18 protein-coding genes are annotated in these 14,937 nt (G+C 61.2%); 13 read left to right on the top strand and 5 right to left on the bottom strand.

Features of this window, described 5'->3' with window-relative positions:
- Nucleotides 1-70: 70 nt before the first annotated feature.
- Nucleotides 71-937 carry a LysR family transcriptional regulator gene (locus tag RV1423_RS08210; RefSeq protein ID WP_051516572.1) on the top strand — a complete coding sequence of 289 codons (867 nt, stop codon included), beginning with the start codon at nucleotides 71-73 and terminating at the stop codon, nucleotides 935-937.
- Nucleotides 938-1,018: 81 nt separating this feature from the next.
- Here RV1423_RS08210 and RV1423_RS08205 read toward each other — a convergent pair whose 3' ends face one another.
- Together RV1423_RS08205 and RV1423_RS08200 are read right to left on the bottom strand one after the other, a co-directional pair.
- The gene (locus RV1423_RS08205) at nucleotides 1,019-1,813 is read right to left on the bottom strand and encodes an SDR family NAD(P)-dependent oxidoreductase (RefSeq protein ID WP_034295672.1); all 795 of its coding nucleotides are present in this window, start codon (nucleotides 1,811-1,813) and stop codon (nucleotides 1,019-1,021) included.
- A 183-nt stretch (nucleotides 1,814-1,996) separates the two neighbouring features.
- Nucleotides 1,997-2,905: a LysR family transcriptional regulator gene (locus RV1423_RS08200; RefSeq protein WP_034295293.1), complete on the bottom strand. Its 909-nt coding sequence runs from the start codon at nucleotides 2,903-2,905 to the stop codon at nucleotides 1,997-1,999.
- A gap of 109 nt (nucleotides 2,906-3,014) precedes the next feature.
- Between RV1423_RS08200 and RV1423_RS08195 the strand changes: the two genes are divergently transcribed.
- Nucleotides 3,015-4,181: a mandelate racemase/muconate lactonizing enzyme family protein gene (locus tag RV1423_RS08195; RefSeq protein WP_034295669.1), complete on the top strand. Its 1,167-nt coding sequence runs from the start codon at nucleotides 3,015-3,017 to the stop codon at nucleotides 4,179-4,181.
- 8 nt (nucleotides 4,182-4,189) lie between these two features.
- Here RV1423_RS08195 and RV1423_RS08190 read toward each other — a convergent pair whose 3' ends face one another.
- A complete protein-coding gene (locus tag RV1423_RS08190; RefSeq protein WP_034295291.1) occupies nucleotides 4,190-5,107 on the bottom strand; it encodes a cation diffusion facilitator family transporter in 918 nt (305 codons plus the stop codon).
- Between the two features lie 140 nt (nucleotides 5,108-5,247).
- Between RV1423_RS08190 and RV1423_RS08185 the strand changes: the two genes are divergently transcribed.
- Nucleotides 5,248-6,873, top strand: coding sequence for a DUF342 domain-containing protein (locus tag RV1423_RS08185; protein WP_034295288.1), 1,626 nt, complete (start codon nucleotides 5,248-5,250; stop codon nucleotides 6,871-6,873).
- A 6-nt stretch (nucleotides 6,874-6,879) separates the two neighbouring features.
- Entirely contained in the window at nucleotides 6,880-7,275 is a 396-nt protein-coding gene (locus RV1423_RS08180; protein ID WP_034295286.1) for a hypothetical protein, read from the top strand.
- A 14-nt stretch (nucleotides 7,276-7,289) separates the two neighbouring features.
- On the opposite strand, the gene RV1423_RS08175 is transcribed toward RV1423_RS08180, so the two are convergent.
- The gene (locus RV1423_RS08175; RefSeq protein ID WP_034295285.1) at nucleotides 7,290-8,147 is read right to left on the bottom strand and encodes a LysR family transcriptional regulator; all 858 of its coding nucleotides are present in this window, start codon (nucleotides 8,145-8,147) and stop codon (nucleotides 7,290-7,292) included.
- A 32-nt stretch (nucleotides 8,148-8,179) separates the two neighbouring features.
- Here RV1423_RS08175 and RV1423_RS29740 point away from each other — a divergent pair, with 32 nt between their 5' ends.
- The 9 genes from RV1423_RS29740 (at nucleotide 8,180) to RV1423_RS08135 (ending at nucleotide 14,049) form a co-directional block, all read left to right on the top strand.
- Entirely contained in the window at nucleotides 8,180-8,323 is a 144-nt protein-coding gene (locus RV1423_RS29740) for a hypothetical protein (RefSeq protein WP_155835051.1), read from the top strand.
- Nucleotides 8,320-9,309: a bile acid:sodium symporter family protein gene (locus RV1423_RS08170; protein ID WP_034295284.1), complete on the top strand. Its 990-nt coding sequence runs from the start codon at nucleotides 8,320-8,322 to the stop codon at nucleotides 9,307-9,309. The genes RV1423_RS29740 and RV1423_RS08170 overlap by 4 nt, the downstream gene beginning before the upstream one ends.
- A gap of 98 nt (nucleotides 9,310-9,407) precedes the next feature.
- Nucleotides 9,408-9,779 carry a VOC family protein gene (locus RV1423_RS08165; protein ID WP_034295282.1) on the top strand — a complete coding sequence of 124 codons (372 nt, stop codon included), beginning with the start codon at nucleotides 9,408-9,410 and terminating at the stop codon, nucleotides 9,777-9,779.
- 106 nt (nucleotides 9,780-9,885) lie between these two features.
- Complete coding sequence (locus RV1423_RS08160; protein ID WP_034295280.1) at nucleotides 9,886-10,602, top strand: YafY family protein; 717 nt, start codon at nucleotides 9,886-9,888, stop codon at nucleotides 10,600-10,602.
- 271 nt (nucleotides 10,603-10,873) lie between these two features.
- A complete protein-coding gene (locus RV1423_RS08155; RefSeq protein WP_034295279.1) occupies nucleotides 10,874-11,326 on the top strand; it encodes a MarR family winged helix-turn-helix transcriptional regulator in 453 nt (150 codons plus the stop codon).
- A gap of 29 nt (nucleotides 11,327-11,355) precedes the next feature.
- The gene (locus RV1423_RS08150; protein WP_034295276.1) at nucleotides 11,356-11,919 is read left to right on the top strand and encodes an isochorismatase family cysteine hydrolase; all 564 of its coding nucleotides are present in this window, start codon (nucleotides 11,356-11,358) and stop codon (nucleotides 11,917-11,919) included.
- 2 nt (nucleotides 11,920-11,921) lie between these two features.
- Nucleotides 11,922-12,251, top strand: coding sequence for a hypothetical protein (locus RV1423_RS08145; protein ID WP_034295274.1), 330 nt, complete (start codon nucleotides 11,922-11,924; stop codon nucleotides 12,249-12,251).
- Nucleotides 12,248-13,486, top strand: coding sequence for an MFS transporter (locus RV1423_RS08140; RefSeq protein ID WP_034295272.1), 1,239 nt, complete (start codon nucleotides 12,248-12,250; stop codon nucleotides 13,484-13,486). Before RV1423_RS08145 ends, RV1423_RS08140 begins: the two co-directional genes overlap by 4 nt.
- A 218-nt stretch (nucleotides 13,487-13,704) precedes the next feature.
- Nucleotides 13,705-14,049, top strand: a complete 345-nt coding sequence (locus tag RV1423_RS08135) for a DUF2325 domain-containing protein (RefSeq protein ID WP_081768754.1) — start codon at nucleotides 13,705-13,707, stop codon at nucleotides 14,047-14,049.
- Between the two features lie 314 nt (nucleotides 14,050-14,363).
- Here the strand turns inward: RV1423_RS08135 and RV1423_RS08130 are convergent, their stop codons facing one another.
- A complete protein-coding gene (locus RV1423_RS08130; protein ID WP_034295270.1) occupies nucleotides 14,364-14,915 on the bottom strand; it encodes a cytochrome b in 552 nt (183 codons plus the stop codon).
- Between the last annotated feature and the right edge of the window lie 22 nt (nucleotides 14,916-14,937).

The following is a 14,937-nucleotide window of genomic DNA, read 5'->3' as shown; positions in this document are numbered from 1 at the left end:
GATACAAGCTGCTCCACCATCTGGAAAATGATTTGTTAAGATAGTTTCCATCAATATTTGAGATGACATCGTGGAACTTGTACACCTTCAGACCTTTCTCGCCGTGGCGGATGCCGAATCGATTACCCAGGCCGCCAATCGGCTGTCATGTGTGCAATCGAACGTGACCGCGCGCATCAACCGGCTTGAGCAGGAATTACAAGCCAGTCTGTTCATGCGCTCCCAGCGCGGCGTTTCCCTGACCGCATTCGGACAGGACTTTTATCCCAAAGCCCGCAAGATCATCGATCTGGTCCAGCAACTGAAATGTCCCGACGTCGCGAACGAGGTGCGCGGCAATCTGCGCGTCGGCGCCGTGGAAACCGTGGCCGCGCTCGGCATGCCGGCCATCATTGCCGATTTGAGCCGCTTGCATCCGTTGCTGACCATAGAGCTGAAAACCGGCACGTCGCAAGAATTGATCCGGGCCTTGAAGAACTTCAAAATCGATGCCGCGATCGTCTCGGGCACGGTCGACGATGCCGCGCTGTCCTCCGCCGTATTGCGCGAAGATGAGCTGGTGCTGGTGCGTTCTGCCTATTTCATGTCGGCGCCGGTCAGCCGCAAGACGCCGCCTGAGTCGCTGTTTGTATTCAGGCAGGGATGTGCGTTCCGGGCGGCGCTGGAAGCATGGCTCTATGCGATCAAGGCGGTACCGCAGGCAGTCAATGAAATCGGCAGTCTGGACGGCATCATGGCGCATGTGGCAGCGGGCCGGGGCGTGACGGCCTTGCCCAGACGGACGGTGCAGGCGCATTCATTGCAGGACAAACTGCACATGTCGCCGTTGCCGTCGCGCTACGGCAAAATCAAGACCAGCCTGGTCCGCTTGCCTGACAATGACCACGATGCCAAGACCCATGCATTGCTGCAGGCGGTGCGTGCGACATTTTCCTAGGCCGGAAATGCGGGATGTTTCATTCACGTTGTGTGGTCGGATGGCGTCGGCGCCATCTCGCGTTGACATGGACATTCCAGCTCAGGACGCCATGAAACCGCCATCCGCAGCCAATACATGGCCGACGATATACGAAGCTTCGTCCGAAGCCAGCCAGACCACGGCCTCGGCGACTTCCTCCGGTTTCCCCATGCGCCGCAACGGCAGCGCTGCGGCAACGGCCGACATGTCCGCGATCCCCGACGCCAGCATCATGTCGGTCACCACGCGTCCCGGCGCCACCGCGTTGATGCGGATGCCGCGCGGCGCGCATTCCATGGCTGCCGAACGCATCAGGGAAATCACCGCGGCCTTGGAGGCGGAGTAAAGCGACAGGCCCGGATTGGGATTGCGCAGGCCGCTGACGGAGGCGTTGAAGACAATGCGACCGGCGCCTTGCGCAGCCATGACCGGGACCTGGTATTTCAGGCACAAGAAGACCGAGCGCACATTGGTATCGAAGACGCTGTCGTAGACACTGTTATCTTGCGCCTCCACCGGAGCGCGCCGCTCCTGGAAACCGGCGTTGTTGAACGCCACGTCCAGACAGCCGAAGCGCGCCACGGTCGTCTGCACAAGCTGCGCCACCTCGTCCTCGCGCGCGACATCCGTTTGCACAAACAATGATTGCGCGCCCAAGGCGCGGCATTCGGCAGCCACCGCCTGCCCCTCATGCCCGCGACGGCCGGCGATCACGACCGCCGCCGCGCCTTCCTGCGCCATCAGGATGGCGGTTGCGCGACCGATGCCGCTGCCCCCTCCCGTGACCAGTCCGACGCGCCCTGCCATCCGCGCACGCTGCGCAGGTAAACCGGATTGCTGTTTGAGTGTCTCCATGTCAATGCCCTCCATTTTCAACTTGGTCGACCAAATTAGTTGTATTGTACAACTTAATTTCCGACAAATGAAAAATGTCCGATTGCGATCCGGCGCCTGTCGGACACGGGCAATGCTCCGCCGTCTCAATGCTTTGCAGGGTTGTTCAGGGGGAAGTAAACGGCGACTCCGATGATGCGTATGTCAGCCCGGACCAGCCGGCTCCTGAAACCGCTCCACCAGAAAATCGATGAACGCCCTTGCGCGGGCGGTCTGGTTGCGCTGTCCCGCGTAGTAGACAAACAGATCCGCGGACGGCAAATTGAATTCGGGCAGTACCACCTTCAGACGACCGCTCTTGAGGTACTTTGCCAGGTCCCATTCGGAACGGATCAGGATGCCGTGGCCATCCAGCGCCCAGCCAAGGACAACATCGCCGTCGTTGCTTGCCAGCGCTCCGCGCACTTTCATCACCTCATTGTGCTGCTCGTGCACGAAGCGCCAGATGCCGTAGGCATCCTCGTTCTGGCGATGGATGATGCAGCGGTGATGCGCAAGATCGGCAAGGGTTGCCGGGGTTCCGTACCGCTCGAGGTACAACGGCGATGCGCACAGAAAGCGCCGGTTGGTCATCAGGCAGCGGGCGTTGATGCGCTGGTCCGGCAGCGCCCCGAAGCGGATGGCCATGTCAAAACCGCCATCCACCAGATCCACCGGCTTGTCGGTCAGTTCGACCTGTATCTCGACATGCGGATGCAATCTGGCAAATTCCGAGACCAGCGGCGCAATCGTCGTGCGGCCGAAGCCGAGCGTCGCGTTCACGCGCAACAGCCCGCGCAGATCGGTACTGCTGCTCGATACCGCGTCTTCCATGTCGCGCAACAGGGCGAGGATGCGCGCGGCATGCGCAAGATACGTCTCGCCCTCATTGGTCAGGCTGATGCTGCGCGTGGTCCGGTTGACCAGCCTGACGCCCAGCCGGGCCTCCATCTGCATGAGGCGCTTGGTCGCCGCCGGCGGCGTCAGATCCAGTGCGCGCGCGGCAGCGGACAAATTGCCGTGGCGCGCGATCAACAGGAAGAATTCCAGTTCTGAGGCGAGGTCGTTTTTCACTGAAAGTTAATAATCATCTGATTTTGGGTGAAGTATAAGCCGGTCTTCCGCGACTACGCTAGGAACCCCATAGAACATGCATCGACTCGACGATGCCGAGGAGAACCAGATGAAAATCGTTGAAATCCGTGAAAAAACCGTGCCGATCAGCTCGCCGATCCGCAATGCCTATATCGACTTCAGCAAAATGACGCTAAGTCTGGTCGCCGTCGTCACCGACATTATCCGCGACGGTAAACCGGTAGTCGGTTACGGCTTTAACTCAAACGGCCGCTACGGCCAGGGCAAGCTGATGCGGGAACGCTTCATCCCGCGCCTGCTGGAGGCCGACCCCGCCACGTTGATCAACGAGGCCGGCGACAACCTCGACCCGCACAAGATCTGGGCGACGATGTTCACCAATGAAAAACCGGGCGGCCACGGTGAACGCTCGGTCGCCATCGGCACCATCGACATGGCTGTATGGGACGCGGTTGCAAAGATCGCCGGCCAACCCCTGTTCCAGTTGCTGGCGGACCGTTACGGCAACGGCACGCCTGAACGCAAGGTGTTCGTCTATGCCGCCGGCGGCTACTATTATCCCGACCAGAACCACGACAAGCTCAAGGACGAGATGCGCAGCTACCTCGACCGCGGCTATTCCGTGGTCAAGAAAAAAATCGGCGGCGCCTCCCTCGACGAGGATCTGCGCCGCATCGATTCGATTCTGAGCGTCTTGCAGGATGGCCAGAAACTTGCCGTGGACGCCAATGGGCGGTTCGACTTGGATACGGCGATCCGCTATGCCAAAGCGCTGTCCCAATACGACCTGTTCTGGTACGAAGAGGCAGGCGATCCGCTCGACTACGAATTGCAGGCCACGCTGCGGAATTACTACAAGAACCCGATGGCGACCGGCGAAAACCTGTTTTCCATGCAAGACGCCCGCAACCTGATCCGTTACGGCGGCATGCGCGCCGACCGCGACTGGCTGCAATTCGACTGCGCGCTCAGCTACGGCCTGGTCGAGTATCTGCGCACGCTCGACATGCTGAAAGAACATGGCTGGTCGGCCGGCCGCTGCATCCCGCACGGCGGCCATCAGATGTCGCTGAACATCGCCGCCGGCCTCGGCCTTGGCGGCAACGAGTCCTATCCCGATCTGTTCCAGCCGTACGGCGGCTTCCCCGACGGCGTCACGGTCCGGAACGGCTATATCACCATGCCGGACTTGCCGGGCATCGGTTTTGAAGGAAAAGCCGATCTGTACCGGGAAATGCTGAAGCTGTCCGCCTAGACCGCCAGCTAGGGCTGCGCCTCCGGCAAGCCCTGCTCGGCCGGATCGACGTGGGTCATGACGTCCAGCACATGGTGCTGCTCCATCACCCGGCGACGCGCCGAGGTGGCAATGGCGTGGCCTTGCGTGACGGTCTGGTTGCCGTCCAGTTCCAGATGCACGTCGACGATGGTCAGGTCGCCCATCTTGCGCGTGCGCAGGTCGTGCACGCCGAATACGCCGGGCGTCTCCAGCAGGGTCCGGCGGATCGCCAGCGACTCCTCTTCCGAGACTGCCTTGTCCATCAGATCGTTCAGGGCTCGCCAGGAAAACAGCCAGCCGGTGCGCACGATCATCAAGCCGACAATCAGGGCCGCGATCGGATCAAGCAAGGGAACGCCAAGCAGGTTGCCGGCAATCCCCAACGCCACCACCAGCGACGATACCGCATCCGAACGCGCATGCCAGGCATTGGCCACCAGCATGCTGGAACGCACCCGTTCGGCAATGCGCAACATGTAGCGAAACAGGATTTCCTTGCTGGCCAGCGTCGCCAGCGCCACCCACAAGGCCGACAGATGCACCGCCTGCACGTTCAGCGACTGCAGTTTGTAAAACGCCGACACCAGCATGCCGATGCCGACCGCCAGCAACGCCCCGCCCAGCGCCAGCGAAGCCGCGGTTTCGAAGCGCTGGTGGCCGTACTGGTGATCGGCGTCGGCCGGATTGCGGCTCTGGCGGGCAGCGAACAGGACGACGAAATCGGCCACCAGGTCGGACAGGGAATGCACGCCGTCGGCCACCAGCGCCTGTGATCCGGCAAATATCCCGGTAACGATCTGGAGCATGGTCAGCACCACGTTGACGGCGATGCTGACCAGCGTGCTCTGGCGTCCGGCAAGGTAACGCCGGTCGGTCGCGGCTTCGTTTTCCTCAATAATTAACATATTGACAATTCATGATTTCCAACCGAAACAACCCTTGTACTTAACGGCAATTTACAGGATCATCTTGCCACATAACAATTCACTTAAAGGAAGCGGAAATCCTGTCGTTGAGCTACGGACAGGGACTTCCGAGAGATAACATGGAACAAACAAGCCCGCAATCGCTGTCGTTCAACTACGACAGAGTCAGCGGAGAACTGGTAGCGGCATTTACCCCGATCGAGGGCATGCAAGTCCCCAATCTCGTGATTCTGAAGCAGATGCTGACCGATGGCGGCTTTACCAAGCTGTACATCGACGACGCCGCGCTCGGCGACTTTGCGGCCAAGGTCGCAGGCGCCAAGGAGGCCGTATCGCAAAAAATCGGCGAACGACGCGACGGCGAGTTCCTGCTCGAAGTATCCGACGACCTGATGGAGGCCTATCTCACGCTGGTGCCGCCGCAAGGTGGCCGCGCCCGCTCGGTCGAGGTCATCAACGAAATCCGCGCGCAAGGCATCACGCACGGCATTATGCATGAAGTGCTGCGCGGCGCGCTGAGCGCGGGACACTGCGCCAAACTGCTCGTCGCCAAAGGCGACGAACCGGTCCAGGGCGAGCACGCGCGCTTCGAAAGCCTGCTCGACGAGAAGGAGGACGAGCTTTCCGAGATCGACGAAGACGCCGTCGTGCAATACTCCGACCTCGGGCATCTGCTGCTGATCAACATCGGCGATCCACTGATGCGACGCATCCCGCCGGTGCCCGGCACCAATGGCGTGAACATCAAGGGCCAGGCGGTGCCGGCGCTGCCGATTCCCGACCTCGGTTTCAACAAGGATTGCGTCGGCACCGAAGTCGACAAGGAAAACCCCGACCTGCTGATCGCCGCCATCGCCGGTCAGCCGCAACTGATCACCAACGGCGTCAAGGTCAACCCCATCGTCGAAATCGAAGACGTCGATCTCAGCACCGGCAATATCGACTTCTCCGGCACGGTCAAGATCAAGGGCGACGTCAAGACCGGCATGCGCCTGCACGTCTCCGGCGACGTTTTCGTCAACGGCACCGTGGAAGCGGCCGAAATCATCGCCGGCGGCAACATCACCGTCAAGGGCGGCATCATCGGCCACTCGGAAACCCAGCCCGGCGCGGCGTCGATTGCCGCCAAGATCAAGGCCGAAGGCTCGGTGCAGGCGCTGTTCGCGGAGAGCGCGCACATCGAAGCGGGCGACAGCATCATGCTCGCCGGCAACGCGCGCCAGTGCGAAATGCTGGCCGGCAACGAAATCCTGGTCGGCAAGACCAATCCCAAACTGGGCCAGATCATCGGCGGCCGCGCCCAGGCCACGATGATGATCAAGGCGGTTGCCCTCGGTTCGCCCAACGCCGCCACCACCAAGATCCAGGTCGGCCTCGATCCCTACCTGGAAGAAAAGCTGCGTGCCAAAGAGCAGGAATTCCAGAGGAAACTCGACGAGCTCGATCGCGTCATCAAGCAGATCGCCCACTACAAGCAGAATCCCGAAAAAGCCAGGAACGGCATGGGCGAGGAAGCAGAACTCAAGCGCAAGACGCTGGCGCAGGAAGTCAAGGACCTGGTCGCCGAACAGAACGAAATGAAGGAAGACCTGGTCGCCGCGGAATCGGCGCGCATCGTTGCCGTCAAGGCCGTCTATGAAGGCGTCGAAATGCGCATCGCCAAACAGGTGTGGCAAGTGCTGAGCGACTTCGGCGGCGGCACCGCGCAGTTGCAAGGCGGAAAAATCTCGTTCGGCGGAAAGTAAATCGCCATGACCGATCTGCCTGTGCTGGACAGCGACGGCCTGCGCGCGCTGGCGCAACGTAGCGCCGCGGTGACGGCGGCATGCGCCTGCGCCGAAGCCGACCTGTCCTGCTGGACCAGCACGCCGCTATCGTTTCCCGAATCGCAATTGAAGGACGTCGGCACGCTGCTGGCCGATCCTTACGACGAACCCGGCTTTGCCGAATATCATCCGCACGGCACCCGCTACGAATCCGGCGATGCGCCGATCGCGCCGCGCTATTTCCCCTACAACCGCTGCAATGTGTCGGCCTGCGCAATATGCGGCCGCTGTTACCTGCGCTACACCGAAGCGGGCGGCTACTTCGTCGACCGCCGCATCCGCGCGTTGAACCGGCCCGGGCTGGTCGTCGACGCCGACTGATCTGCCGCAATACCTTATCTTCCCGGGGCGGCCTGCAGCCCGCTCGCCATGAGAATCTGGAACAGCGTGTCGGCCGGCCGGCTTAGGCGCCTTGCCGTGAGCGCCACATATTCGACATCGGGAAACGCCGGCAGGCTGGCGTGATTGACCGGCAAGGTCAGCTCGCGCGTGGCCAGATGCTGCGGCAGGACGGCCAGCCCCAAGCCGCCGCGCGCTGCCGCCATGCAGCCGGCGTGGCTGCCGCTGGTGCAGACGATGCGCCAGTGGCGACCTGCCGCGCCCAGCGTGGCCAGCGTCGCCGCGCGCGTCACGCTGGGCTCCGGCAACAGGATCAGCGGCAACGGCTGGTTCAGGTCCACCACGGTTTCCGGACGCGCCAGCCAGACCAGCGGCACGCGCAGCATGGCCTGGCCGCGCTGCTCGCCGGGGCGGCGCTTGCCGACGATGAGGTCGAGTTCGCCGTTGTCGAGGCGCTGATACAGCTCACTGGTGAGACCGATGGTGATTTCCAGTTCGACCTCGGGATGCTTGTTGCGAAACGCCGCGAGCATGTCCGGCAACGGTCCCATAGCAAGATCGTCGGACGTGCCGAAGCGCACGCGGCCGCGCAGCTTCGGCGCCTTGAACTGTGCCTCGGCGCGCGCATGCGCCTCCAGGATCAGGCGCGCATGGACCAGCAGGCTTTCACCGTCCGCCGTCAGCGCCAGCGAATGCGTGTCGCGCACAAACAGGCGGCGACCGGCGCTCTCTTCGAGACGGCGGACGTGGTCGCTGACGCTCGATTGCGTCAGGCCCAGCCGGCGCCCGGCCTCGGTGAAGCTGGCGGAGGCGGCGACGGTGCTGAACGTCTTCAGCCAGACTGGGTTGAACATGGGCAGCTCCCGCGCTGAAATCGGAAAATCCGATGACAGTCAACGTTATCAAAGGGGTTCCCGATGATAACGTCTTTTCTTATCATGTGGCAAAGGCCGTTGCCGTACATGCACGTCGCCCACGTCATGCAAACGCGCACAGCCTGTTTTCTTTTGCCATCTTCTTACCGCCATGAAACGTTATCTCCCCGACACCTTCACGCTGATGCTGCTCGGTACGGTCCTGCTGGCCACGCTGCTGCCCGCCACCGGCGGCTTCGAAAGCGTCATGCACCTGGCCAGCAACACCGCCATCGCGCTGCTGTTCTTCCTGCACGGCGCGCGCCTGTCGCGCGAAGCGGCCCTGTCCGGCTTCCGGCAGCCGCGCCTGCATTTGCTGACGCTGGGCTGCACCTTCGTGTTGTTTCCGATACTGGGGCTGACGCTGCAAGCGCTGTTCCCGGGCTTGCTGACGCCGGAACTGTGGCTTGGCGTGCTGTTCGTCTGCACGCTGTCGTCGACCGTGCAATCGTCGATCGCCTTTACCTCGATCGCGCGCGGCAACGTGCCGGCCGCGATCTGCGGCGCCACCGCGTCGAACCTTCTGGGCATCGTCTTTACGCCCATCCTGGTGACGCTGCTGCTGCATCGCCACCACGACGGCGGCGGCCTCGGGCAGGTCACCGGCATCCTGCTGCAACTGCTGCTGCCGTTTGTCCTCGGCAATGTGTTGCGTCCGTGGATCGGCGACTGGGTGTTGCGCAACAAGGGCCTGCTTGCCGTGGTAGACCGCGGCGGGATTCTGCTGGCCGTGTATGCCGCGTTCAGCGCAGCGGTGGTGCAAGGTGTGTGGCATCTGTTCCCGCCGCAGCAACTGGCGCTGCTGTTGCTGGTCAACGCCATCCTGCTGGGCGGCGTGCTGACGCTGACGACCTTCGGCAGCCGCGCGCTGGGTTTTTCGCGCGAGGATGAAATCGTGCTGGTGTTCTGCGGCTCGAAGAAATCGCTGGCTTCCGGCATTCCGATGGCGTCGGTGCTGTTCAGCGGCAGCGGCGTGGGTATCGTGTTGCTGCCGATCATGGTGTTCCACCAGATGCAACTGATGCTGTGCGCGGTGCTGGCGCGGCGCTATGCCGAACGCGCCGATGCAAGCGCAGCGCCCAAGGCGGGAATCGCGGCCTGACTCATCCCTGCTGACAGCAGGCTGTCAGCAGCCCCCCGTCATGATGTCTTCCGTGCCGACCGGCATACCAACCACGGAATACAAAAAAGGAAGACATCATGACAACCCAAATCAACTGGTTCGAAATCCCCATCACCAACCTCGCCCGCGCCGCCAAATTCTACGAAACCGTCCTCGACGGCAAGCTGCGCATCGCAACCGATTCCGATGCATCGCCGATGGCCATTTTCAACAATGCCGCCGAAGAATCCTGCGGCTGCCTGACCGAAACCCAGGCGTTCAAGGCCAGCGCCGACGGCGTACTGGTTTACCTCGATGCCAGCCCATCCATCCAGAAGGCGATCGAGCACATCGTTCCCGCCGGCGGCAAGGTCGTGCTGGACAAGTTCGAGCTGCCGCGACAGCTCGACTACATTGCCCACCTCATCGACACCGAAGGCAATCGCATCGCCCTGCACGCCATGCAATAAGAATCCCGGGCAGCGTCGGCAAACCCGCCGCCGTCCCTTGGCGGCGATGGGCAAGCCGGCGCACTCATGCCAGAATGGCAGCCACTCCCCACTTCCTGGCAAACCCATGCGCCGCGCCGACCGACTGTTCCAGATCACCCAATACCTGCGCGGACGCCGCCTCACCACGGCGCGCCAGTTGGCCGAATGGCTGTCGGTGTCGGAGCGCACCATCTATCGCGACGTGTGCGACCTGTCGCTGTCCGGCGTGCCGGTCGAGGGCGAAGCGGGCGTCGGCTACCGCATCAACAAAACGGGTTTCGACCTGCCGCCGCTGATGTTCTCGCCTGACGAAATCGACTCGCTGGTCATCGGCATGCGCATGGTGCAAGCCTGGGGCGGGCCCCAACTGGCGGCTTCCGCCGCGGCTTCGCTGGCCAAGATCGTGCTGGCGCTGCCGCAGGACAAACGCGACTTCGTCGAAAACACGGCGCTGTTCGCGCCCGGTTTCCACATCGATCCGGCGCACGGCGAACGGCTCGAGGGAATCCGCCAGGCCATCGGCAAGCGTCGCACCTTGCAACTCGATTACATCGACGCGCGCGGCCAGGCGACGCAGCGTGCGATCTGGCCGCTGGCGCTGTATTTCTGGGCCGGAACCTGGTCGATCGCGGCGTGGTGCGAAACGCGCAACGACTTCCGCTCGTTCCGGCTGGACCGCGTAAGACGCATGGCGCTGGCTGACCGATTTCGTGCGAGCGGTCAGGAAATCGCAGTATCAGGATTCCGCATAGCCAGATGCCGATTTCTTCATTCGTTCCGGCGGCGAGTCAAGAAACGTTAGCCAGACATTGCCATTCTGGCGCTTCGCGCGGTCATTGGCGACCATTGAAGTTCTTCGCAGGGACCTTGCGTTTCTTGTCCTCGTCCTCATCGATTTCCGAAAGCACATTTTCCAAAGAATCGCAGGCGTCCAACACGTCCGCACGAATCCGGGATCCACTTGCATAGTGAGGCCGTCCGCCCTGCAGAAGACACTGAATATTCAAAAGGCACACGATTATTAATACAGTTTATATGTACAGTTTTTCTGTATTTGTGTTATGGTTTGGCACATGGCCAATTCCTCACTTCCATCCAAAACACCGTCAGCGACCTCGCTGGCCGGTGAACTGCGCATTTCCCTGGGCAAATTGATTCGACGGGTCCGAGAGCAGGCGCATTCGGGCGACTTCACGTCCGCACAGAAGTCGGTGCTACTTCGCCTGGATCGCGACGGCCCCGCAACCGTCTCCGCTCTCGCGCGGGCGGAGAGCGTTCGCCCACAGTCCATGCGTATCACGGTGGCAAGACTGGAGGTGATGAAGGCCGTCAGTGGCAAACCCGATCCCACCGATGGGCGACAAACCCTGGTCGACCTGACGCCTGGTTTCCGGAAAAGCCTTAAGGCAAGCCGGGTCGCCAAAGAAGACTGGCTGGTCCGTGCTCTGCAGGCACAACTGTCCCCTCAGGAACAAAGCGAACTCGCGGCTGCAGTGAAGCTGCTGCAGCGACTCGCCGACTTCTGAGCTAATCCCAGCCCCTTTCGGGAGTTAACATGGCCCTCACCACACTCGATCCGAACACAGCCCTTATCATTGTTGACCTGCAAAAAGGCATCGTCGACTCCCCTTTCATCCATCCCATCGACAAGGTCGTGGAACGCTCGCGTGCACTGCTCAACGCATTTCGCGAACACGGCTTGCCGGTGGTGCTGGTCAACGTTGCCGGTGGGGCGCCAGGCCGCACCGAGCGACCGCGCCGCAGCGAACCGTTTCCGACCGGGTGGACCGACTTCATTCCCGAGCTCGATCAGCAGCCTGACGACATCGTTGTCACGAAGCGAACCTGGGGCGCGTTCGCCAGCACCGATCTCGAAGACAGGTTGAAGGCACTGGGCGTCAGCCAGATCGTCGTCACCGGTGTCGCCACCGGGACTGGCGTCGAGTCGACCGCACGCCAGGCGTATGAACAGGGATTCAACGTGACCCTGGCCCTCGACGCCATGACAGACGCGCGTTTGGAGGCGCACGACTACAGCATCAAGAACGTCTTCCCGAAGCTGGGCGAAACGGGCACGACTCAAGACATCATCGATCTGCTCGCAACAAGGAGCACCTGAAAATGGAATGGATTCATTTCGTCTCCTACTTCTTTGGCGGCGCCTTTCTCACCAACGCTGTGCCGCACTTCGTCGCCGGCGTGATGGGCGAACCGTTTCAGAGCCCGTTCGCGAAGCCGCCGGGGCAAGGCCTGTCCTCATCGACCGTGAACGTGCTTTGGGGTTTTCTGAATCTGGTCATCGGCTACGTGCTCGTCTGCCGCATTGGTGATTTCGAGTTGAGGAGCACGAGCGATGCCGTCTCGCTTGGGCTCGGCATCGTGGCCATCGGACTGCTTTCCGCGCGGCTATTTGGCCGCTTCCACGGCGGCAATACGCGGGAGCGTTCGTGAATGCGCCAGCAACGGGCGTCTTCCGTTCGCTGAGGAACTTCAACTACCGCATCTGGGCGGCTGGTGCGCTGGTCTCCAACGTGGGAACGTGGATGCAACGCACGGCTCAGGACTGGCTGGTGCTGACCCAGCTCACGCATCACAACGCGTCGGCCGTGGGCACGGTCATGGCGCTCCAGTTCGGGCCGCAGCTCCTGCTGCTGCCCTGGACCGGCTTCGCCGCCGATCACTACGACCAGCGCAAGCTCCTGATGGCGACCCAGGCGACAATGGGGGTGCTCGCCTTGGCGCTGGGGCTTCTCACCGTCACAGGCAACGTCCAGCTCTGGCAGGTCTATGTATTTGCCTTTCTGTCCGGTTGCGCCTCGGCTTTTGATGCCCCCGTACGCCAGACCTTTGTGGCAGAACTGGTCGGTGACGCGGATCTGCCGAACGCGGTCGCGCTCAACTCGACTTCGTTCAACGCGGCGCGAATGATCGGACCGGCCGTGGCAGGTCTGGTCATCGCTTCGATTGGCACCGGCTGGGCGTTTCTGCTTAACGGCGCCAGCTTCATCGCAGTGCTGGCCTCCCTGTTTCTGCTACGCATCTCCGGTCTGCACACGAATGCACGGGCGCACCGGACCAAGGGCGGCCTCGCCGAGGGTTTACGCTATGTATGGTTCCGACCGGACCTCAAGGCGATCCTGCTCATGTTGTTCCTGATCGGTACGTTCGGACTGAATTTCCCGATCTTCATCTCGACCATGGCCGTCGGCGTCTTCCACACCGATGCGCGCGGCTACGGCCTTTTGTCCTCGATCATGGCCATCGGTACCGTCGCGGGAGCACTGCTTGCCGCCGGCCGCGATCGGCCACAATTCATGTCCCTGCTGGCTGGAACCGCGATCTTCGGACTCGGCTGCACGCTGGCCGCAGTGGCCCCGGGCTACTGGCTGTTCGCCTGCGCACTGGTCGTCATCGGCGTAGCCGCCTTGACCTTCACCAACGCGACCAACAGCCTGATGCAGCTCACGACCGAGCCCGCCATGCGGGGAAGGGTGATGGCGCTGCGCGTCGGCATCGCGCTCGGGGGCACGCCGATCGGCGCACCGATCGTGGGTTGGGTGGCCGATCACCTCGGCCCGCGCTGGGCCCTCGGCGTCGGCGCGGCATCGGGCTTCGCCGCTTCCATCGTGGCCCTCTATGCTATGAAGCGGGCAGATTCATCTGCCTCGGCGGGACGAACTTCCTGAGGGACACAATAATTGGTGAAACTCGCGAATCACGACCATGTTGTCGCGGGCGCCAGCAACACCGTGCAAGCTGTGTAAACTTTGCTGCACCCCAGATCGTACGTACCTCTCGACCAGAAAATCAGGATTCCGCATAACCAGATGCCAATTTCTTCGTTCGCTCCGGCGCGCGTTCGGTTTAGTCTGCATGCAACGACTATCGACAACCGAGGTTCTCCATGCACCGCACGACCAACAAGAACACGCCCGTTTCCGGCCCCGTCATTGCCGGCTTCAGCCTGGCCGACCGCTGTGTGCTGTGCGTCGGCGGCCTGACCGGCGCGCGCAACCATTACCGCATCGCCATCGAACAACACCAGGGCCGCTTCATCCATCACGACGGCGGCCGCGAAGACAACCTGCATCGGCTGCAACCGATGCTCAACGGCGCCGACATGGTGGTCTGCGCATCCGGCAACATCAGCCACAACGCCTATCACCTGGTCAAACAGCTCTGCGTTGGTTATGTGGACTTTATTTGTTCACGACAAAGCAAAAAAGCAAATAGCAACCGGAAATATTAAGACTTTCACTTCGACATTGTTTATGAACAATTCTGAATAACAAAGGCCACCTAAGCAGCCAAAATTGCTCATTTTTTCAACTTAGTGTCATAGTTGAATATGTGCAGCTGCCGTGCCAGTAAATTGCGTTCTAACCGTTCCACTAACTAGCACTTCAATCGCCTCACCTAAGGGCGTACCTCACTAAGCTCGAAGGTGGCTCTGGGTGACACTTTAGGGGTGGATCCATCTCTGGACACTACTTCGTCAACCACTCGTTCGCTCTTTAAGAGTGAGGCAGGTTTGGCAGCAGCGCACGGAATGCGCTTGAATGTCTAGAACCACATGCGCTGAAATACGCCGTCTTTGTCAATCAACAGATGCTTTAGTCCAGCCAAAACATGCAAGCAAACGAGAATAACAAGAATCCATGCAGCAAAAGAATGTACTGAGAAAAAAAACTCGGCGACATCGTGATTTTCTGTAACAACGCGAGGTAACGGGGATCCAAAAAACGCCAGGCCGGACTTGCTGAATGCCGCACCGATAATACCTATAAGAGGTAACGCGAACATCAGTGCATAAAGCGCCCAATGACTGATGGTGGATGCGACGATTTGCCAGGAAGGGGTTGCCATCGGCAATGGCGCCGGTCGATGTGTGAGACGCCATGCAGCACGTAAGATTACCAAACCAATCACGAGGAGACCTATGGATTTGTGCAGATTGAAGTACCAGTCACTCCCCGGTGAGTCCTCGATGTCCATCATGTACCAGCCGAGCCCTACCATGCCAATGAAGAGTACGGCTAGTATCCAATGCAGAAGTTTCGCAGGAACGGAGTACTGTTCACCCGACGCTTGTTCGTATAGATAGTCTGATTTCATGGTGTTCGCTTTCTTGGATGGT

It is taken from the genome of Herbaspirillum sp. RV1423, assembly GCF_000577615.1.
Classification (GTDB): domain Bacteria; phylum Pseudomonadota; class Gammaproteobacteria; order Burkholderiales; family Burkholderiaceae_D; genus Herbaspirillum.
Note: the sequence above shows the minus strand (reverse complement) of the source record. Positions and strands in the feature narration are given on the sequence as shown.